Here is a 19,408-nt window from a genome sequence, read left to right as displayed (position 1 = left end):
CCAACAATTAAGCACCATAGATAGCTAAAGATTTATGCAAGAAAACAATCAATTACACACACAAGAAAACGTTGAAGATATCCCTACTATCTATTGGCATGACTATGAAACTTGGGGGGCTAGCCCACAAAAAGACCGCCCGAGTCAATTTGCAGGTATTCGCACCGATTACAACTTAAATATTATCGGTGAGCCTTTAATAGAATACTGCAAACCTGCTCCTGATTATTTGCCTCATCCTGAAGCATGTTTGATCACTGGCATTACACCGCAACATGCACTTAAACATGGTCTGGTTGAAGCTGAATTTATGGCGAAGATCCATGCTGAGTTTAGCCGCCCTAATACCTGTGTGGCTGGCTACAACAGCATTCGCTTTGATGATGAAGTAACGCGTTACTCTCTGTATAGAAACTTTTATGACCCCTACGAGCGAGAATGGCAAAACGGTAATAGCCGCTGGGATATTATTGATTTAGTGCGTGCCTGTTACGCATTAAGACCTGAAGGTATCGAGTGGCCATTAAAAGAAGATGGTTCGCCAAGTTTTAAATTAGAAGAGCTAACCGTTGCCAATGGCATCGAACACGCAGCTGCGCACGACGCGCTGAGTGATGTAACTGCGACGATTGCGCTGGCTAAGTTAATCAAAGAAAAACAGCCAAAACTATTCAACTTCTTCTTTGGGTTAAGAAACAAGAAGGCGTTAGCTGATCTTGTTGATGTCTATAACATGCAACCACTGGTACATACCTCTTCGCGTATTCCTGCGACTCAAGGCTGTACAAGCTGGATCGCACCAATGAGCTTTCACCCAGTTAATAAAAATGCCGTGGTGTGCTTTAACTTAACAGAGGACCCTCAAGTACTGCTTGATTTAGACGTTGAGCAGTTGCGTGAGCGTCTTTATACAAAGCATGCTGATTTAGGCGAAGATGAATTACCGGTAGGTCTTAAGTTGGTGCATTTAAACAAGTGCCCTATTTTGGCGCCTGCTAAAACTCTGCTTCCTGAAAATGCAGCACGTTTAGGCATAGACAGAGAAAAGTGTCTTGAGAATTTAAAAGTGCTAAAAGCGCACCCTGAATTAAGAGACAAAGTAGCAGAAGTGTTTAACGATAAAGCGGACTTTAGCAGCACGACTAATCCTGATTACCAGCTTTATAACGGCTTTACGTCAAAAGCAGATAAAGCCAAGTTTGCGATGATCAGAGACGCAGCGCCTGAGTCACTGGGTTCATTCGATTTAGAGTTTGATGACGCCAAATTCACCGCTATGCTATTTAGATACAGAGCGCGTAACTGGCCGCACACGCTCACACCACACGAGTTAGATGTATGGCGTAAATATTGCCAGAATAAGTTGATGCATGGTGAAGATAATCCTTCTATCGGCGCAGAAGACTTTATGTTAACGCTAGAGAATTTATTGCATCAGCATGATGGTAATGAAAAGAAAATGAGCATATTAAAATCTTTGTACATGTACGCTCAAAGCCTCTAAGCGCTTACTCAATTTAAATCTTACACAAAAAAGCCCGTTTAAAACGGGCTTTCTCTTTTTGAGCATTAAGCAAAATAATAATTAATTTATGCCAATGTATTTGTGTACTTGCACCGATAAACGCCAGTTTTTCTTTAAACAAGTTTCGATGGCCAGTTTAGTTGCTTTGGCTTTTTGGCTGATTGGCTGTAAGTAAATCAGTTCTGGTCTCACACCTGTTTGCTCGAATAGCGCTTCAAGTTCATCAACGTGCTTTTGCATCGCGATTGGGTGTTTGATTTCATTTGCTCTTAGCATGGCTGACGTCAGTACATCATAGCCGCCGCGCATGTTGATTTTTGGCGATACAGTTACCCAGGTTGATTCAGGTGCTAATATTTCAAAGGTGCCACTGGTTTCTATTTGTGTGGTGTAACCGGCCTCATGTAGTTGCTCGCAAAGAGGCACTAAATCGTACATACAGGGTTCGCCACCTGTAATAACAACATGCTTAGCAAGATAGCCACGTTCTTTGAACAAATTGATAATGTCATCAATGCTGGCATTGGCCCACTTTTCAGAATCTGCTTTCTTTTCGACTGTTTCGCCTAAAGTTACAAGATAAGTGTCATTTGTTTCCCACGTTTGTTTAGTATCACACCAAGCACAACCCACTGGGCAGCCCTGCAAACGCAAAAATATCGATGGCACACCAGTAAAACTTGCTTCACCCTGGATGGTTTCAAAAATCTCATTAACTTTGTACAAAGCAGCTCCAATACAACATAGCAAACTCAAAAAATCGGCCGTGAAAATTGTTATTTTTTCAGCGGCCGTGTAGTATATCGCGCCCTGAAGCAAACCTCTATCAAATTCGAGGCAATAATCTTATGAGTGAAAAAGTCGTCGTAATCTATTCTGGTGGAATGGACTCTTACACAGTGTTAAACAAAGCAATTAAGTCTGGCTTTGACGTGTATGCGTTATCGTTCAACTATGGCCAACGCCATGTTAAAGAGCTAGAAGTCGCTGCGAGTGTCTGTGCTGATTTAAATGTACACCATAAGGTTGTTGATATTTCTGCAATCAATCAGCTTATTGGTGGCTCATCACTTACCGATGATATTGAAGTGCCAGAAGGCCATTACGAAGAAGAAAGTATGAAAAGTACGGTTGTGCCTAACCGTAATATGATCTTACTGTCTTTGGCTGTTGGCTATGCGGTATCACTAAAAGCTAACAAAGTATTTTATGGTGCACACTCGGGTGATCATGCAATTTACCCTGACTGTCGCCCAGAGTTCGTTGAAAAGATGAGTGACGTGTGTCGCATCGCTAACTACGAAGAAGTTGAAATTGTTTGTCCGTATTTAAATAATTCAAAGATTGAAATTTTAACCGATGGTCTAAAAATGGGCTTAGATTATAGCAACACATGGACTTGCTATAACGGTCGTGAAAAAGCCTGTGGTAAATGTGGTGCATGCCAAGAGCGCTTAGAAGCATTTTCATTAAATAACGCAAGCGACCCTCTTCCTTACGAAGCTTAATTATCAATTTTGTGCAATTGCAATCACCTACTGCAGTTGCACAATCCGTTAACCTCATTCTAGTTATCACCTTCCCTTCTTTGACTTTTGTCACTAACTTAAATCAATAAGACTGCTATTCTAAAATTAGAATTGTTAGTAGGAGTCAGTTATGTCAGGAACAACCATGGTCGTGATGATCGTTTTCATTTGTGTCGGATTAGGGATGGTTGGAGAGTGGGTAAAACGCTATCTCGCATTCAAAGAAAAAACACTTAAACATACCGCGGGCACAGATGAAATGAAAAATGAAATCGCATCTTTGAAAAGCCGCATTGAAACACTAGAAAAAATTGTGACTGATGAAGGTTATCAACTCGACAAAAAGATCAGTAATTTGTGATTTTGTAAGTGATACCTATCTGCTTGACTAAGTGCTTTATTTTGAGGGAAGAGAAATTTGTCGATAGCGACGCAAAAGTTTTGCTATTTAGTTATTCTAAATAAGAAACTTTTAACGAAGTTAACGTCAGTTTCCCTCCCTCAACATAATAATGTGTTACTGCGGCTTGGTATTAGTAGTTTAACTCCATCACAAACTCACTCGGAGACTGCTCAGGAATAAGTAGCACTAACTGCTTTTTGGCACGTGTTAATGCGACATAGAACAGTCTTCTCTCTTCTGCATCTTTGAATCGCTCTACTTGAGGCAGTAAAGCCTCAACTAAAGGTGCTGATTTTACTCTTGAAGGCAATGACTTCTTGTCTAAGCCAATTAAAACCGCGTAATCGGCCTCTTTTCCTTTTGCAGCATGGAATGTCATCTGTTTTATAGAAAGTTGCTGATAGTGGCTCTCAATTGCTTGTAGAGTTGATTTATCTAGTAGCGCAGCATGACTTCTCGCTAAGATTAATACACTGGCATTGGTCGGTGCTTGATTTGCAATGTACCCGAATGCTTCTGACACCCCTTGCATTTGATAAGTGTAATTGACTTCTTTAATAGCAGGCAATGGGCTTGATGAGAAAGCTTGTATTGATTTGGTAATTTGATGTGGATTAGCACAGACAAACTCAGTAGATAAATCAAGTAAAGCCTGAGAATAACGAAATGTTTTGTCGAGTTGGGTAGTCGTTGCATGGCCAAAGTGTTTTGCAAACTCTGTGGTAAAACGAATATCGCCGCCATTAAAGCGGTAAATTGATTGCCAATCATCTCCCACTGCAAATAATTGGCTACCCGACTTATTAGCCAATAAGTCTTTCACCAATTCAGCACGAATTGGTGAAATATCTTGGAACTCATCAACTAAAATAAACTTCCATTGCGGAGTATATTGACCACCTAGCGTATATTGTCTGGCACGAATGATCATGTCATCAAAATCGATGCTATTTTCATTTGATAAATAGAGATTATATTCGGCTAGAAAATGTCTCAGTAGGGTTAAATCATCTGAAAACGTCGTCTCTAGCTCTGATATTTTGTCAAGTGCATGTGCTTGTTTGTAGAAACTTATCAGCGTGAAAATGGTTTGTACAAACTTATTTTTTAATGGCGAGTTTAAAAATGTACTTACTTCACCATCAAATTTGTAGGCAAAGTTGTTTCGCAAAAATGCAACTAACAGCTGCTTAAATGAATTGTCAGGGTATAGCGCTTGTAAAGTATCGAGTATAAACGCAGTTTTAGCCTGTAGATTAGTAGATAATTCAGACACCTTAGGCACACTACCTTCAACATCAGCTATGATTTGCTTGCCCAAACTGTGAAAAGTCATTACTTGATCTTTTTCTTCAAGTCTCGCTTGCAATTCTTCACTGGCATCGCTGCCATAAGCTAATACCAATAGGTCTGCTGCTTCGGCTTGCTTGGTGTGAAGTAAGTATTTAAATTTCGCTGTAATGACACTGGTTTTTCCTGTACCCGCGCCTGCTAACAACAACTGTCTATCATCTTGAATGATGCAGGCACGCTGCTGCGCTTCAGTCAGCGGATGTTGCTCAAGCCTATCAAAAAAGGAGCTATGCTCCTGCATTTTGTAATTAATAAAGCTGTTTTTAAACTCTGAAATATCTGTTTCAGTCCAACTAACTAATTCTTTTAAAGATGCCAGTGCTTTTTGTATATCCCACGTTAATTGGCACTTTAGATCTCGAGCAAGCCAGTTTACAGCCAAGGCATTCACTTTATCTTTTATTGCTAACCATTTTCGATGTGACAAAAATGACTGCTTTAACAGTGCTTCAATTTTAGAAATTGTATTAACCAAATCCGCTTTATTTGCATTACACCAATAGTTGTCTAGTTGGCCTTGGCAATCACTGTGAGCTGCAAAACGGTGCTTGTAAGAAGTATCATCAGCATTGAGCTGTATCTCAATCACATGGCTAAAAGGGGTTTTATGTAATTTAGGCGCACACTGTAAAACCTGCCATGAATAAGCAAGCGTATCGTTATGTAATTGTAAAATGAGATGGCTTTCATTTAACTCAATCGCCTTGAGGTTATTTCTAAGTGATACAGCAGTATTTTGGAAGATCAAGATAACAGTTTAATGAGCAATTTGGTGTCTTATGTTAATCAAGGCTATTGAATAGTCAAAGTATTTTTATCGATTTCGACATTAGTAAATTTCAGGCACAAAAAAACCAGCTCTAAGCTGGTTTTTAAAATTGGTGCGGATGGGGGGACTTGAACCCCCACGGCCGAAGCCACCACCCCCTCAAGATGGCGTGTCTACCAATTCCACCACATCCGCAAATTCTTTAGTTAGGAACGTCAGAGTTATTATTGTTCGAAGCTGGTACGTCTGTATCAGTAGGAGCTGCTTCTGTAGCAACAGGTGCTGAAAGGTTTTCCCACTCATCAGTCTTTTTAATTTGACCAGCTGTTAAGTTACCTAAAATGATGCTCAGTACAAAGAAAACAGTCGCTAGGATTGTTGTTGTCTTCGTCATGAAGTTTCCTGCACCTGAAGAGCCGAAAACTGTCGCAGAAGCACCTGCACCGAATGAAGAGCCCATGTCTGCGCCTTTACCTTGTTGGATTAAGATCATACCAACTAAAGCTAAAGAAATAATTAGGTAAACAACCAATAATATCTCGTACATTTTATACGTTCCCTAATGCACTTTTGTAAATACTTAAAAAAGCATCCGCCTTAAGACTTGCGCCACCAATTAGGCCACCATCTATATCTGGCTGTGCAAATAACAAATCACTGTTAGAATCATTAACGCTTCCACCGTATAGGATACGAAGCTCATTTGCGATATGACCATCATACTCGGCAATCATATCTCGAATAAATTTATGCACTGCTTGTGCTTGTTCAGGTGATGCTGTCTTACCAGTACCAATTGCCCAAACGGGCTCGTATGCTATCACAGAGTTTGACAGTGATGCTATACCTGAATGCTCAATTACAGCTTTAATTTGCTCAGCAACAACTTGTTCTGTTTGTCCAGACTCTCTTTGAGATTCTGTTTCACCTACACATAAAACCGGTGTTAAGGCATTTTCTTGTGCTTTGCTAAATTTTTTTGCTACAACTTCGTTTGACTCACCAAAAAGGCTACGTCTTTCAGAGTGTCCTACAAGAGAAAACTCTGCACCAAGTTGCTTTGCTAGTTCTGCGCTAGTTTCGCCTGTAAATGCACCTGAGTTGTTTTCAGATACAGTTTGCGTGCCAGTTACAAAACCTTTTTCAATTGCCGAGCTTAAAAGCATTGCTGGAGGAAAAACAATAAGAGATGCTTTTTCTTCTATTTGGCTTAGTACCTTTGAAGAAATTTCTTCAACAAGTTCTACTGAACCATTCATTTTCCAATTACCAGCGACAATTGGCTTACGTTGCGACATACGATACTCCGCATCAAAAGCGGGTGAGATACTAACTCGCCTCACCCAAAGTTACAAGAAATAAAATTGAAATTTTGTTTAATTGCTCACAGTTTCAACAACTTCGGCAATTTTTTGAGCGAAGTCTAGTACTTGCTTCTCTTGCTCCGCCTCTACCATGACGCGTACAACAGGCTCTGTACCAGATTTGCGAAGAAGAACTCGACCTTTGCCAGCAAGGTCAGCTTCTACTTCTTTTACTGCAGCTTTTACTTCGTCGGCTTGTGTTGGATCAGTACCAGCTTGATACTTTACATTGATCATTTTCATTGGGTACTTCTGGAAACCCGCACCTAAGTCTTTCAATGTCTTATTTTGCGAGACCATGGCCGTCAATACCTGCAAACTTGAGACAATACCGTCACCAGTCGAAATAAGGTCGAGATTCAGTACGTGACCTGAACTTTCACCACCAATTTTCCAGCCTTTTTCTTTCAGAAGCTCAATAACGTAACGATCACCAACTTTACTTCGTGCAAAATCAATACCTTTGGCTTTCAATGCGTTTTCAAGGCCCATATTTGACATCACAGTACCAACAACACCACCGCCTAAATTATTCTCTTGGTGTGCCTGACAAGCGATGATATACACGATGTCATCGCCATCAAATACTCGGCCATTGTGATCAACCATCATTACACGGTCACCATCACCATCGTATGCAATACCGACATCCGCTTTATGCTCTAACACTTTTTGCTTTAAACTATCAACATGCGTTGCACCGCACTCTAGATTGATGTTTGTGCCGTTTGGCTCACAGGCATGACAAATGACTTCTGCGCCTAATTCACGCATTACGTCAGGTGCAATGTGGTAAGTTGCACCGTTTGCGCAATCTAAAACAATTTTTAAACCTTCAAGAGACAATTCATTTGGGAATAAGCCCTTACAAAATTCAATATAACGGCCATCTGCGTTGTCCAGGCGACGTGCTTTGCCCAGCTTCTCAGAAGGCACACACGTCATTTCTTCATCCAGCATAGCCTCAATTTCAAGCTCGACTTCATCGCCAAGCTTTAAACCTTTACCATTGAAAAACTTAATTCCATTGTCATGGTATGGATTGTGAGATGCACTGATCACAATACCGGCTTCGGCACGAAATGTTTGTGTTAAATACGCAACAGCTGGCGTCGGCATTGGGCCAAGTAATACAACATCAATACCCGCAGCAATTAGCCCTGCTTCTAGTGATGTTTCAAGAAGATAACCAGAAATACGGGTGTCTTTACCGATAATTACTTTTTTAGTGCCAGATTTAGATAAAACCTTACCAGCTGCCCAGCCTAATTTAAGTGCGAACTCAGGCGTAATTGGAAATTCGCCGACTAGACCTCGAACACCGTCAGTGCCGAAATACTTTCTTGTTGTCATAAGGGTGTTACTCCATTTCTTGCTGCCTGCCATACACCAATGACATCAGCCGTTTCTTTCACATCATGAACGCGAATTATATGCGCGCCTTTTTGAGCACATAACAATGCACCAGCTAAACTGGCGGCAACACGTTCACTTGTTTCTCTATTCAAAAGTTGTCCAAACATAGATTTTCGAGATAGCCCTGCCAATAGTGGCAAACCTAGTGTCGAAAATTCATTGAATTTTTCTAAAATTTCAAAGTTATGATTCAGTGTCTTGCCGAAACCAAAGCCGGGGTCAAGTATAATCCTGTTTTGATTAATGCCAGCTTTACTGCACGTTAAAACTCGCTCTTCAAAAAACTGATTTATCTCTGAAATAAGGTTTTCATAAGTTGGGTTTGTTTGCATCGTGCGAGGTTGACCTTGCATATGCATTAAACAGACAGGTACATCGGAATGTTTTGCTGCAACTTCTAATGCACCAGGCTCTTGAAGCGCTCTTACATCATTAATAATGTCTGCACCGGCTTCAATGGCCGCTTCCATGACAGCAGCTTTACTGGTGTCAATTGAAATCACACAATCAGAGGCTTCTCGAATACGCTTGATTACCGGTATAACACGTTGAAGCTCTTCTTGAAGGGCAACGTCTGGTGCACCGGGTCGAGTCGATTCACCACCAATATCTAGAATTTCTGCCCCTTCCTCAATTAAACGCATAGCTTGTTTAAACGCATCCTCAACAGAATTGTAATTGCCACCATCTGAAAATGAATCAGGTGTAACATTAACAATACCCATGATAATCGGTTTGGTTAAATCAAGCGTTCTGTTTCTTGGAAGAGATAATTGGATCATGTGATTTAGAAGCGTCCTTTAACGTATTTATTTCACCTAATTCTCAAAAGAAGTTTCGAAATAAAAGGTAAAAATTACTAAACGCAATTCTATATGTTAAGTGAAGAAATTAAAATAAAAAGCCCCGATAAATCGGGGCTCTTATTGAGATTAATTACTCTTTGCTATCATCAAGCTCATTTGTTGGTCTCGATGCTGGCTCTGGCTCGTTTGATTCAGGCTCAGGCTTAGAGTCAACCTTCGCTTTCGGCTCCGGTTTCTGATCATGCGCATCACGAGGAGGACGAACCTCTTTACGTTCCATCAAGTCGTCAATTTGACCCGCATCGATGGTTTCATATTTCATTAACGCATCTTTCATGCTGTGCAGGATATCCATATTGTCTTTTAGGATTTGTTCTGCACGGTCGTAGTTACGAGTAACAAAGTCTTTGATTTCAGCATCAATCAGCTTAGCTGTTTCATCAGACATACCTGACATGCGATGAGAACCGCCACCCATGTACATTTCGCCTTGCTCTTCTAAGTACATTTGCGGACCAAGTTTAGAGCTCAGACCCCATTGAGTAACCATTTTCTTAGCGATATCAGTTGCACGCTCGATATCGTTACTCGCACCAGTCGTTACTTTGTCATCACCATAAATCAATGCTTCTGCAATTCGACCGCCATATAGGCTTGAAAGCATAGATTCTAAATGTTCTTTAGAATGACTTACTCGGTCTTGCTCAGGTAAGTACATTGTCACACCCAGTGCGCGGCCACGAGGAATGATTGATACTTTGTAAACTGGGTCATGCTCTGGCACTAGACGACCAACAATTGCGTGACCTGCTTCGTGATAAGCAGTCATTTCTTTCTCGTGCTCGCTCATCACCATAGACTTACGCTCAGCACCCATCATGATCTTATCTTTTGCAGCATCAAATTCAGCCATGCTCACTTTTCGCTTGTTACCACGAGCAGCAAATAATGCGGCTTCGTTAACAAGGTTTGCGAGGTCTGCACCTGAGAAACCAGGTGTACCACGTGCAATCACTGATGCTTGTACATTCTCATCAAGAGGTACTTTGCGCATGTGAACATTAAGGATTTGCTCACGACCTCTGATGTCTGGTAAACCAACCACAACTTGACGGTCAAAACGACCAGGACGAAGTAGTGCAGGGTCAAGTACGTCTGGGCGGTTAGTCGCAGCAATAACAATAATACCTTCATTACCTTCAAAACCATCCATCTCTACTAGCATCTGGTTAAGTGTTTGTTCACGCTCATCGTGACCACCGCCCATGCCAGCACCACGCTTACGACCAACTGCATCGATCTCATCGATGAAGATGATACAAGGCGCGGCTTTTTTAGCTTGTTCGAACATATCACGAACACGTGATGCACCAACACCGACGAACATTTCTACAAAGTCAGAACCTGAAATTGTGAAGAAAGGTACTTTTGCTTCACCAGCAACGGCTTTTGCAAGTAGTGTTTTACCTGTACCAGGAGGGCCAACCATCAATACGCCCTTAGGAATGCTACCACCTAATTTTTGGAATTTAGAAGGATCACGCAAGAAGTCTACAAGCTCTGTAACATCTTCTTTTGCTTCGTCACAGCCAGCAACATCAGCAAATGTCGTCTTAACTTGATCTTCACCCATTAGACGCGCTTTACTCTTACCAAATGACATAGCACCTTTGCCGCCACCGCCTTGCATCTGACGCATGAAGAAAATCCATACACCAATAAGCAGTAACATTGGGAACCATGAGATAAAGATATTTGCTAGGAATGACTGCTCTTCAGGTGCAACACCTTTAACGTTCACATCATTTTTAAGCAAGTCATTAATTAAATCCTCATCATACATAGGCATGATCGTCTGGAAGCGTTCACCGTTTCCTTTAACACCTGAGATAGTGCCTGTACTTCTGTCGATATTGACATCACGTACTGCACCACTACGCACTTCTTTAACAAACTGCGTGTAACTCGTTTGACGATCGATTTGATCGTTTCCATTGAAGCTCTGGAACACTGTCATCAGCACTACTGCGATAACCAACCAGAGTATTAAGTTCTTTGCCATGTCGCTCAAGGAGTTAACCTCTTGTATCTAAAAATTATTTAAATTCAACTATAATGCACTTCAACTGTACTACAGTTTGTAGCCTGTCGCCACTATATATACTTCCCTAGATCGTGGACGCGATGCTTTAGGTTTACGAATTTTGACTACTTTAAAACAATTACGTACTTCTTGTACAAATTGATCAAAACCTTCACCTTGGAACACTTTTACTGCAAATGCACCATTTGGTTTTAATACCTGATGGCACATATCTAACGCTAGCTCAACTAAATACATACTGCCAGCTTGGTCAGTGCTCATGTTGCCACTCATATTCGGTGCCATATCAGAAAAGACAACATCAACATTTTTACCGTTAATACGTTCTAATAATGCATCGAGTACAGATTCTTCTCTAAAGTCACCTTGTAAAAAGTCTACGCCTGCCAGTGAGTCCATTGGTAAGATATCACATGCTATGACCTGGCCTTTATCACTCACTTCTTCAGCTAAATATTGCGACCAACTTCCTGGCGCAGCTCCCAGATCCACTACAGTCATACCAGGTCTGAGCAATTTATCTTTTTGCTGTATTTCTTCTAATTTGAAAATCGCACGTGAACGGAAACCACGTTTTTGTGCTTCATGAACATAAGGGTCATCAACATGTTCTTTTAACCAGCGTTTTGAGCTCGCTGAGTGCTTTTTATTTGCCATATTAACTGCAACTCATTAGTAATATTCTGTAGATGGCGGTAGAATAGCGATAATTCAAGCCTAAGATTAGTAAATATTACCAATATGACATTATCAAATAAACAGAAACAGTACCTAAAAGGTCTAGCTCACCCACTAAAACCAGTTGTTTTGCTTGGTGCAAATGGGCTAACTGAAGGCGTAATGTTAGAAATTGATCATTCTTTGGACATTCACGAATTAATCAAAGTGAAAGTACCTACGAATGACAGAGAGACAAAACAACTCATTTTTGACGCAATTGTAAGAGAAACAAAAGCGCATAAAGTACAAGTGATTGGTCACGTTATCGTGTTATATCGCCAAAGCGAAGAGAAAAAAATTCAACTTCCTCGCTAAGCTTCCTCGTCAACAGCATTTGCTGTTGACGTCTCCTTCCACTCAATCGCCTGCTTAATAAACTCAACTGTTAATTCATTTATCAAACCACTCTCAGCGTTAAGTAACATACTATAGCCTATGTTCATTGACGGGATGACCACAATGTCAGTCCGATAACCCTGTACCCAGCCACTATGATAGAACATTAAAGTACCTTCAAAGTCATAGATGCGCCAACCTAGACCATAATGCGCTTCTTTAACGTGCTTGCGCCAAATTCTTCTTTTAAGCTCTCTTTTTGTTTGCACGTAAGGTCTAGATTGCACAGTCAATGCATCTAATGAAAGTACTTCCGGAAAATGCCCAAGTTGCGCTTTTAGCCAAAAGACCATATCAGCAGCGCTCGCATTTACACCGGCTGCAGGCAGTACCTTGTAATAGTTGCTCTTTAATCTAGCTGTATGCCAACGTTTTCTACCTAACACGTGAGGCGCTGCAAAATTTTTGTCTTTGGTTAAATTTTCTAAACCAACACCACCATCTCGCATACCCAAAGGCGCAAATAAAAACTCTTCAACCCAGGTTTTGTAATCTAACCCTGTTTTTGTTTGTATTACCCTATCAATAAGACTGAACATAACATTTTGATAGCCGTAACAGATACTGGGTTTACATATTGGTTGAATATCAAAAAGCTTATCTGTGATATCTAAATAACTCATTCTAGATTCAACTAGATTATCGTAGGCATTAGGCACTATGCCGCTAGAATGACTCAATAAATTGTAAACTTTTAAATCTTCAAACTTTGACTCGCGCGCTTGTGGTAGGTAATGACTGATTTCACGGTCTAGGTCGATTTTCCCTTCTGTTGCTAATTTAGCGGTCAGAGATCCTGCAAAGGTTTTGGATACTGACGCCAAACGAAATCGTGTATGCGCATCAACTTTTCTGCCTTTTTTGACTTTTGTTCGACCAAATCCTTTTTGAAAATAACTATCATCACCTTGAACGATACTTAATGCCGCACCAGGAATGGATTTTTCTTTTAGTTTTGTTTCGACTTGCTTAGAATAGCGATTTACAAATTGCTGCCACTGTTGCTGCTCGGCGTTGTTGTTTTTATTTAATGCCAAACATTCAACGGTGAAGAGCCCCATAACTGCGTAAATCAGGGTCTTCATAAAAATTGCTCCTGTTTTCATAACGGCATTCTAACATTTTGTCGTTTGTTGTCTTGTGTTTGGGCATAAATTATTAATCTGAGGAATTTTAATGCGTAAGTTATCGATACTTGGAGTTGGTTTATTACTTAGTTCTGCATGTAGTTTTACCCCTCAGTTGGCGCCAGAACTTACTTTACCTAAAAAGCCTTTATTAAAAAAAGAAGTTGTTTTCCTAACCTACAACGCTAAGCAAAACCCTGTAAAAATAAAATCTGTGCAGCTTCCAGCACACCCTATTTACAAAAACAACCGTGTTTGGGTTGATCCGAAGTCTCTTCAATTAACGCAGTTACAATACCAACTTGTAGTAAAGCAGCTATCTGAGCTCGGATTAGTAGTAGCCGATAGTAAAGATGCCGATTACATTTTAAACGTGCAGCAACTTTCAGTAGAAAGAACCAATGACATAGACTTACAGCTCGAAACAAATAAAAAGATTATGTCTCACACTGCGCCAGTTATAGAAAGTAATCAATCAAAACAATGCAGCAACTATGAAGTCAAAGTAAGCTTTCGCTTAAATCACAAGCAAAGTGCTGATGTAGTTTGGATTGCACAAGCGAGTATATCCAGCCATGCATTTATTAATAAGCCCGTAATATACAAGTTTACTCAGCAACAGGTAGTTAAAAATGAACAGGCCGTTGTAGATTTCATCAATCTGCATAATACAGAAACTGCACGTAAACAGCGATTTGAGCAAAAAGTATCTATACCTAAATATCAAGTCGCTTATCAAACCTCACCTTTAATTAAAGTGTCTGGTTTGTGCACTAATCAAGAAGTTTCTGCAGTGACAAATGACATCGAAGCTCACCTCATTGCCGAGTTAATGGGCAAGCTAAAGGTGCGCTAAACATTTTTTTACAGTATTCAAGCGGTTTTATTGCTTATAATTCTTATAATTAAGCCACAATAAAATTGCCTGAATACTTTCACTGTAAATGTATAGAACATTTTTAAGTGATTGGTTTTAGTGAGGGAAACATGGAAAACTACGCCACTATTTTACTTGTTGAAGATGATGAATCTTTGGCTCAATGGGTTGCTGAATACCTAGATAATCAAGGCTATACAACACATATTTGCCACAGAGGCGATAAAGCTGTTGCTATGGTAAAAGACGTCTCTCCAGATATTGTATTGCTTGATATTATGCTGCCTGGGCAAGATGGCATAAGCGTTTGTCGAGATCTGCGTCAATTCTATAACAAACCTATCGTAATGATGACTGCCAAAGATGAAGAGATGGATGAAGTCATTGGGTTAGAAGTAGGTGCAAGCGATTATGTTATCAAACCTGTTAGACCTCGTGCGCTGCTTGCAAGGATCAAATCTCTACTCAGAGCTGCAGAACAATCATCTTCCACAACCGAGGTCGATGATGACAACATTCAAGTGGGTGCATTACACATAGATACACTCGCACGAAAAGTAACGATTGACGGAACTGAAGTTGCAATTTCTAGCGCTGAGTACTTATTGCTGCACTTTTTAGCAAGTAATGCGGGGGAAGTCGTTTCTCGAGATGCAGTATTTAAAGCCACTAAAGGCCGAGAATATGATGGCTTAGACAGAAGTGTCGATGTTCTTATCTCTGCACTTAGGAAGAAGTTTAATGACGACCCTCAGCATCCAGAAAAATTCAAAACTGTTTGGGGAAAAGGCTACTTGATGGTCCCTACGGCTTGGTAAGCCTGCCACATTCATTATAACCAACATGCTTAATCATGTTGGTTTTTTCTATCTATAATTTGGTGTTGCCAATTTGAAAAAACTTTACCTTTATTTACTCGCTAGTGCGCTATTGTCTATTGTGGTTCTTGGATGGTTAATCGATACGTTTAATCAACAAGCTTTCTCACCAGATGATAACTTCATGTGGCAACGTAATATCACGGGTGGGTTTATCAAACAGTTAGAAAGACAACCTGCTAAGCTACGAGCTTCATTTGCCAACACCATCAGTCAAGAGTTTTCACTAGATGTAAGTTATAAAGATGGGCAAAGTCTTGCTCTGCCCTCTGAGTTAAAAGACGAAATGTTTACCCCACAAGGTTTATTGCTTGAAGACGAGATAGGCTTTTACCTACTTAAGTCATCTAAAAGTCTTATGCCAGATTATGTCGAGTTGCGTCTAACCAAACCAGAACAAGAGCAAAACAGTGATGTATTACTGACCTTGTTATTTTATTCTGGCGTTTGTACTTTTATGTGGTTCATATTGTCACCGCTTGCAAAAAGGTTAAACGTATTAACGAGTAAAGCGAAACAGTTTGCTGCCGGTGATTTTTCGGCTCGTATTGAGCCAAACCATTTTACTTATATTAAAGACGTAGAGCTTACATTTAATGGCATGGCGAGCAAAATTGAAAAGCTGATGGCAGAAAACAAACTTATGGCTTCAAGTTTATCTCATGACATTAGAACACCTGTTGCCTGTATGCGTTTCGCTTTAGATGCAGCCATAGACGAGCCTGACAATAAAAAGGTGAATGAAATTCTGCTTAGAATGGAAAAAGATTTAGATCAAATGGAAGATATGCTGAAGTCATATTTATCCTTTGCAACCTTAGAGCAAAAGTCTCATTTATTAAATTTCGAAACGACACAAGCCTCTCATTATTTACATGATGTAAGCTTGCAAATACAGCCTAAATTACAAAAAGCTGAATTGTCGTTACTTACAGAACTAAATGCCAAATTCGAAATAACCGCAGACTTGCATTGGTTAGCACGTGCCATTACTAACTTACTCAGTAATGCTTGTGATTTTGCAGCCAAGCACATTCAAATTTCTAGTTACTATGACTCACAATACATATATATAGAAATAGAAGATGATGGCCCAGGTATAGCACCAGAGAACTGGCACAAAGTATTTAGTCCTTTCTTTCAAGAAGAAAATCACCGAAATCGTGCAGGGAAAAGCTATGGACTTGGACTTGCGATTGTCAGTAAAGTGGTAGATTGGCACCATGGGAAAGTCTCTGTTTCTCAGTCTGGGAGCTTAGGCGGTGCTAAATTTACAATACAACTGCCAAAAAGATCTAACTGATCATCATTTATGGTGTATTGATTTCAGACAAGGTCTTTTTATTTTTCATCATTTGCAGTAGATTGTCAGCCATCCCTTAGAATATAAAAGAATAACAACATATGAGTAGTATTAGAGGCGAGTTCAGTTCTCGCTTTGGCTTTATTATGGCTGCAGCAGGATCGGCTGTTGGACTTGGTAACATTTGGGGCTTTCCAACTCAAACTGCCTCTAACGGTGGCGCTGCATTCGTCCTAGTTTATCTAATTTTGGCTTTTTGTTTAGCTTACCCGGCATTAATGGCCGAGCTAGTCATTGGTCGTCATGGCCAAGCGAACGCCGTGTCATCTTTACAAAAATTAGCTAACTCACCATTACAGAAAAAATTCGCGTTCATCGTCGGTTTTGGCGGTATTATTTGTGCGGGTTTGATCCTTAGCTTCTACGCCATTGTTGCAGGTTGGATGTTCAGTGCTACCGCAGAGCCAATTGCTGCAGTGACAGGCCTAGAAAGTACATCAACTTGGCTTAACACTCAGTCATTTCCACGCGACCTTATATTTACTAGCTTATTCATTATCTTAACCATTGCCATCATCAGTAAAGGCGTTGAAAACGGCATTGAAAAGTGGTCAAAGCGCCTAATGCCAGCTCTACTGAGTATTTTAGGACTACTTATCATCTATGTAATGACTCAAGAAGGCGCAATGGAAGGCTTAAAGGCTTATTTAGTGCCAGATTTTAACTCTTTGTTAGATCCGCAACTTTTGGTTAGCGCACTTGGACAAGCGTTTTTCTCACTGTCTTTAGGTACAAGTGTGATGATTATTTATGGCTCTTATATAAGCAAAAAAGAAAACTTAGTTTCATTGGGTGCGTACGTCACACTTATCGATGTACTGATTGCATTCGTAGCAGGCCTTTTGATTATTCCTGCTATGTATGTTGCACAGGCGCAAGGCGTGGCTATTTTCTCAGAATCTGGCGCCCTACTATCTGAAGATACATTAGTATTCCAAGTATTGCCTGCTCTGTTCTCAAGCATGGGTGATATTGGCTACTTTATCGGCTTTGCTTTCTTTGCACTGATGAGTATTGCAGCCCTTACGTCTTCTATTTCAATGCTTGAAGCGCCCGTTTCTTATGCTGTTGAAAAATTTGCTTTAGGCCGAGTCCAAGCAACTTGGATAATTGGCGGGATCATTTCTCTTGTCAGTTTCACTATTATTTTTAATTTCTCTGCATTGTTTGGTTTTGTAGTAAGTCTGACAACACAATTCTCTCAGCCATTAATTGGTATGCTTTGTTGTATCTTTGTTGGCTGGATCTGGCACAGAAATAAACTGCTCGCCGAGATTAAGAATGGTCATGAAGAAGCTGAAAGTACACTATTTTGGAAAGTGTGGCCTTGGTACATCAAGTTTGTATGTCCATTAGCAATTGCTATGGTGTTTATACATTCGTTCTAATCAGAGCTCACGACCTATAAAAAAAGCGAGTATCCAACTCGCTTTTTTATTGTGCTAATTCCATATCAGTATGTGGAATGCCATCTTCAAGATAACTGTCAGATATCGCTTTAAACCCCAACTTTCCATAAAAAAGGGTTAGATGTGTTTGCGCACTCAATTGTACTTTGCAGTCAGGCCACAGGCTCTTACATACATTTAATGACTCATTCATTAATTTTGATGCTAGCCCCTTTCCTCTATTAGGCTCAGTAATAATGACTCTACCAATCGCAGTAACTTGCGATGCTTTTAGATAACAACGTGAATAAGCGACAACCTCTCCATCACCATTTAAACAATAAATGTGTCGAGCCTCTTCTAGAATGTCAACGTCATCTAATTCAGGGTAAGCACACTCTTGCTCAACAACAAAAATATCTACCCTTGCTTTAGCTAATTTGAAGAATGTTAAAGTATCTAATTCAGAGAATTTTTTTACATACCATTTCATGTTTTTCACCGATAAAAAAGCCTAGCTATGCTAGCTAGGCTTTTAATAAATTAAAACGTACGAATTTAGTTAAATAGTCTTTCTAATTGATCACACAGTTGAGACACATTTACATGGTCATGTTCGATAGTTAAATCAACATATCCATCACCTCTAAATGCACGATCAAGTTCGATTAACACATGAGTTTTGTGAGCTTCAGGCACAAATGATAACTCTATCTCTTGAATGCCAAATAACGAACGCATATTCGGCCTATATTCTAACTCTTGATAGCAACCAGACGTTGATTGAAAACTAGAGGCTCTTAGATACCCTTTCTCAACATCCGCTTTTACTAAGCTAAATCCGAGCTTATCCATAGCCTGCATACAGGCTTTGACAGCTTCATTCGGGTAAATGTGCAACGTATCTTTGTCATTAGGATCAATGGCCAAATCAATATCAAGACCAGTTTCAACCCAAACAAACGAATGATTATAACCAGCGTTTAGCTCAGTAATCGGGGTTTCTGAATGCAATCTAGCTTCAAATGGGATGACTTTCTTTTCACCTGGTGCGATTACAAATTGTTCTGAGATACGCCATTTGTCTAGAACGTGATTGGTAAAATATTCACCATCATCTGACTCAACTTTGACTCGCGTCATCAGTGCTAATTCTAGGCCGGAAACCTGTTGCTCAACATCTCCGCCTTCAACAATAATTTGTGCTTGAAACTTTTGACCTGGATATAAATGTTCAGTTTCTAAAATAGTATCGACCTTCGCAGCCCCGATACCCACAGATGCAAGGATTTTTTTAAACATCGCCTCTCCTGTAGAGATTATTCCTTCTAACTGCATCTTAACCACATTTATTAAATCTTGTCAGCGAAAATTTGTGTTTTTAATGCAA

19 protein-coding genes and 1 tRNA gene are annotated in these 19,408 nt (G+C 40.1%); 8 read left to right on the top strand and 12 right to left on the bottom strand.

Translation table 11 applies throughout. The features are described from left to right. Window positions 1-34 precede the first annotated feature (34 nt). Entirely contained in the window at window positions 35-1,504 is a 1,470-nt protein-coding gene (gene sbcB / locus ACGHEH_RS12615; RefSeq protein ID WP_390445891.1) for an exodeoxyribonuclease I, read from the top strand. A gap of 81 nt (window positions 1,505-1,585) precedes the next feature. Here the strand turns inward: sbcB and queE are convergent, their stop codons facing one another. After that, on the bottom strand, window positions 1,586-2,251 hold the full coding sequence (gene queE, locus ACGHEH_RS12610; protein WP_390445889.1) for a 7-carboxy-7-deazaguanine synthase QueE: 666 nt from the start codon (window positions 2,249-2,251) through the stop codon (window positions 1,586-1,588). A gap of 122 nt (window positions 2,252-2,373) precedes the next feature. Between queE and queC the strand changes: the two genes are divergently transcribed. Then, entirely contained in the window at window positions 2,374-3,033 is a 660-nt protein-coding gene (gene queC / locus ACGHEH_RS12605) for a 7-cyano-7-deazaguanine synthase QueC (RefSeq protein ID WP_138631017.1), read from the top strand. Window positions 3,034-3,184: 151 nt separating this feature from the next. Further along, window positions 3,185-3,415, top strand: a complete 231-nt coding sequence (locus ACGHEH_RS12600; RefSeq protein WP_390445886.1) for a hypothetical protein — start codon at window positions 3,185-3,187, stop codon at window positions 3,413-3,415. 172 nt (window positions 3,416-3,587) lie between these two features. Here the strand turns inward: ACGHEH_RS12600 and ACGHEH_RS12595 are convergent, their stop codons facing one another. The 8 genes from ACGHEH_RS12595 to rlmE form a co-directional block, all read right to left on the bottom strand. Continuing rightward, window positions 3,588-5,558, bottom strand: coding sequence for a UvrD-helicase domain-containing protein (locus ACGHEH_RS12595; protein WP_390445883.1), 1,971 nt, complete (start codon window positions 5,556-5,558; stop codon window positions 3,588-3,590). Window positions 5,559-5,689: 131 nt separating this feature from the next. Beyond that, a tRNA-Leu gene (locus tag ACGHEH_RS12590) sits at window positions 5,690-5,774 on the bottom strand. Window positions 5,775-5,781: 7 nt separating this feature from the next. Continuing rightward, on the bottom strand, window positions 5,782-6,126 hold the full coding sequence (gene secG / locus ACGHEH_RS12585; protein WP_390445880.1) for a preprotein translocase subunit SecG: 345 nt from the start codon (window positions 6,124-6,126) through the stop codon (window positions 5,782-5,784). A 1-nt stretch (window position 6,127) separates the two neighbouring features. After that, window positions 6,128-6,877 carry a triose-phosphate isomerase gene (gene tpiA / locus ACGHEH_RS12580; RefSeq protein WP_390445877.1) on the bottom strand — a complete coding sequence of 250 codons (750 nt, stop codon included), beginning with the start codon at window positions 6,875-6,877 and terminating at the stop codon, window positions 6,128-6,130. A 78-nt stretch (window positions 6,878-6,955) separates the two neighbouring features. Next, window positions 6,956-8,296 (bottom strand): phosphoglucosamine mutase, encoded by a 1,341-nt coding sequence (gene glmM, locus ACGHEH_RS12575; protein ID WP_390445875.1) that lies wholly within the window; start codon window positions 8,294-8,296, stop codon window positions 6,956-6,958. Beyond that, the gene (folP, locus tag ACGHEH_RS12570) at window positions 8,293-9,141 is read right to left on the bottom strand and encodes a dihydropteroate synthase (RefSeq protein WP_390445872.1); all 849 of its coding nucleotides are present in this window, start codon (window positions 9,139-9,141) and stop codon (window positions 8,293-8,295) included. Before folP ends, glmM begins: the two co-directional genes overlap by 4 nt. Window positions 9,142-9,295: 154 nt before the next feature. Then, complete coding sequence (ftsH, locus tag ACGHEH_RS12565; RefSeq protein WP_390445870.1) at window positions 9,296-11,227, bottom strand: ATP-dependent zinc metalloprotease FtsH; 1,932 nt, start codon at window positions 11,225-11,227, stop codon at window positions 9,296-9,298. Window positions 11,228-11,296: 69 nt separating this feature from the next. Beyond that, complete coding sequence (gene rlmE / locus ACGHEH_RS12560; RefSeq protein WP_390445868.1) at window positions 11,297-11,926, bottom strand: 23S rRNA (uridine(2552)-2'-O)-methyltransferase RlmE; 630 nt, start codon at window positions 11,924-11,926, stop codon at window positions 11,297-11,299. An 84-nt stretch (window positions 11,927-12,010) separates the two neighbouring features. Between rlmE and yhbY the strand changes: the two genes are divergently transcribed. Then, window positions 12,011-12,304, top strand: coding sequence for a ribosome assembly RNA-binding protein YhbY (yhbY, locus tag ACGHEH_RS12555; RefSeq protein ID WP_138482925.1), 294 nt, complete (start codon window positions 12,011-12,013; stop codon window positions 12,302-12,304). Here yhbY and ACGHEH_RS12550 read toward each other — a convergent pair. Then, window positions 12,301-13,470: a serine hydrolase domain-containing protein gene (locus ACGHEH_RS12550; RefSeq protein ID WP_390445865.1), complete on the bottom strand. Its 1,170-nt coding sequence runs from the start codon at window positions 13,468-13,470 to the stop codon at window positions 12,301-12,303. The two genes, yhbY and ACGHEH_RS12550, sit on opposite strands and share 4 nt — an antisense overlap. A 91-nt stretch (window positions 13,471-13,561) precedes the next feature. Between ACGHEH_RS12550 and ACGHEH_RS12545 the strand changes: the two genes are divergently transcribed. The 4 genes from ACGHEH_RS12545 (at window position 13,562) to ACGHEH_RS12530 (ending at window position 18,018) form a co-directional block, all read left to right on the top strand. Further along, window positions 13,562-14,368 carry a hypothetical protein gene (locus ACGHEH_RS12545; RefSeq protein WP_390445862.1) on the top strand — a complete coding sequence of 269 codons (807 nt, stop codon included), beginning with the start codon at window positions 13,562-13,564 and terminating at the stop codon, window positions 14,366-14,368. Between the two features lie 131 nt (window positions 14,369-14,499). Continuing rightward, on the top strand, window positions 14,500-15,207 hold the full coding sequence (locus ACGHEH_RS12540; protein WP_390445860.1) for a response regulator: 708 nt from the start codon (window positions 14,500-14,502) through the stop codon (window positions 15,205-15,207). Window positions 15,208-15,280: 73 nt separating this feature from the next. Then, a complete protein-coding gene (locus ACGHEH_RS12535) occupies window positions 15,281-16,570 on the top strand; it encodes a sensor histidine kinase (protein WP_390445857.1) in 1,290 nt (429 codons plus the stop codon). Window positions 16,571-16,671: 101 nt separating this feature from the next. After that, window positions 16,672-18,018 carry a sodium-dependent transporter gene (locus ACGHEH_RS12530; protein ID WP_390445854.1) on the top strand — a complete coding sequence of 449 codons (1,347 nt, stop codon included), beginning with the start codon at window positions 16,672-16,674 and terminating at the stop codon, window positions 18,016-18,018. A 46-nt stretch (window positions 18,019-18,064) separates the two neighbouring features. Here the strand turns inward: ACGHEH_RS12530 and ACGHEH_RS12525 are convergent, their stop codons facing one another. Continuing rightward, on the bottom strand, window positions 18,065-18,511 hold the full coding sequence (locus ACGHEH_RS12525) for a GNAT family N-acetyltransferase (RefSeq protein ID WP_390445851.1): 447 nt from the start codon (window positions 18,509-18,511) through the stop codon (window positions 18,065-18,067). Between the two features lie 65 nt (window positions 18,512-18,576). After that, entirely contained in the window at window positions 18,577-19,320 is a 744-nt protein-coding gene (locus ACGHEH_RS12520; protein ID WP_390445849.1) for a sporulation protein, read from the bottom strand. Window positions 19,321-19,408: the final 88 nt, after the last annotated feature.

The organism is Pseudoalteromonas sp. MTN2-4 (assembly GCF_042848605.1).
Classification (GTDB): Bacteria; Pseudomonadota; Gammaproteobacteria; order Enterobacterales; family Alteromonadaceae; genus Pseudoalteromonas.
The sequence above is the reverse complement of the archived record's forward strand: the minus strand, read 5'-3'. Positions and strand labels throughout refer to the sequence as shown.

What these genes read in the sequence shown, in the direction of transcription:
- ACGHEH_RS12545 (WP_390445862.1), top strand. Translation starts at nt 13,562, where the DNA reads ATGCGTAAGTTATCGATACTTGGAGTTGGTTTATTACTTAGTTCTGCA.
- ACGHEH_RS12600 (WP_390445886.1), top strand. Translation starts at nt 3,185, where the DNA reads ATGTCAGGAACAACCATGGTCGTGATGATCGTTTTCATTTGTGTCGGA.
- ACGHEH_RS12520 (WP_390445849.1), bottom strand. Translation starts at nt 19,320, where the DNA reads ATGTTTAAAAAAATCCTTGCATCTGTGGGTATCGGGGCTGCGAAGGTC.
- ftsH (WP_390445870.1), bottom strand. Translation starts at nt 11,227, where the DNA reads ATGGCAAAGAACTTAATACTCTGGTTGGTTATCGCAGTAGTGCTGATG.
- yhbY (WP_138482925.1), top strand. Translation starts at nt 12,011, where the DNA reads ATGACATTATCAAATAAACAGAAACAGTACCTAAAAGGTCTAGCTCAC.
- ACGHEH_RS12540 (WP_390445860.1), top strand. Translation starts at nt 14,500, where the DNA reads ATGGAAAACTACGCCACTATTTTACTTGTTGAAGATGATGAATCTTTG.
- sbcB (WP_390445891.1), top strand. Translation starts at nt 35, where the DNA reads ATGCAAGAAAACAATCAATTACACACACAAGAAAACGTTGAAGATATC.
- glmM (WP_390445875.1), bottom strand. Translation starts at nt 8,296, where the DNA reads ATGACAACAAGAAAGTATTTCGGCACTGACGGTGTTCGAGGTCTAGTC.
- folP (WP_390445872.1), bottom strand. Translation starts at nt 9,141, where the DNA reads ATGATCCAATTATCTCTTCCAAGAAACAGAACGCTTGATTTAACCAAA.
- rlmE (WP_390445868.1), bottom strand. Translation starts at nt 11,926, where the DNA reads ATGGCAAATAAAAAGCACTCAGCGAGCTCAAAACGCTGGTTAAAAGAA.
- secG (WP_390445880.1), bottom strand. Translation starts at nt 6,126, where the DNA reads ATGTACGAGATATTATTGGTTGTTTACCTAATTATTTCTTTAGCTTTA.
- tpiA (WP_390445877.1), bottom strand. Translation starts at nt 6,877, where the DNA reads ATGTCGCAACGTAAGCCAATTGTCGCTGGTAATTGGAAAATGAATGGT.
- ACGHEH_RS12550 (WP_390445865.1), bottom strand. Translation starts at nt 13,470, where the DNA reads ATGAAGACCCTGATTTACGCAGTTATGGGGCTCTTCACCGTTGAATGT.
- queC (WP_138631017.1), top strand. Translation starts at nt 2,374, where the DNA reads ATGAGTGAAAAAGTCGTCGTAATCTATTCTGGTGGAATGGACTCTTAC.
- ACGHEH_RS12525 (WP_390445851.1), bottom strand. Translation starts at nt 18,511, where the DNA reads ATGAAATGGTATGTAAAAAAATTCTCTGAATTAGATACTTTAACATTC.
- ACGHEH_RS12530 (WP_390445854.1), top strand. Translation starts at nt 16,672, where the DNA reads ATGAGTAGTATTAGAGGCGAGTTCAGTTCTCGCTTTGGCTTTATTATG.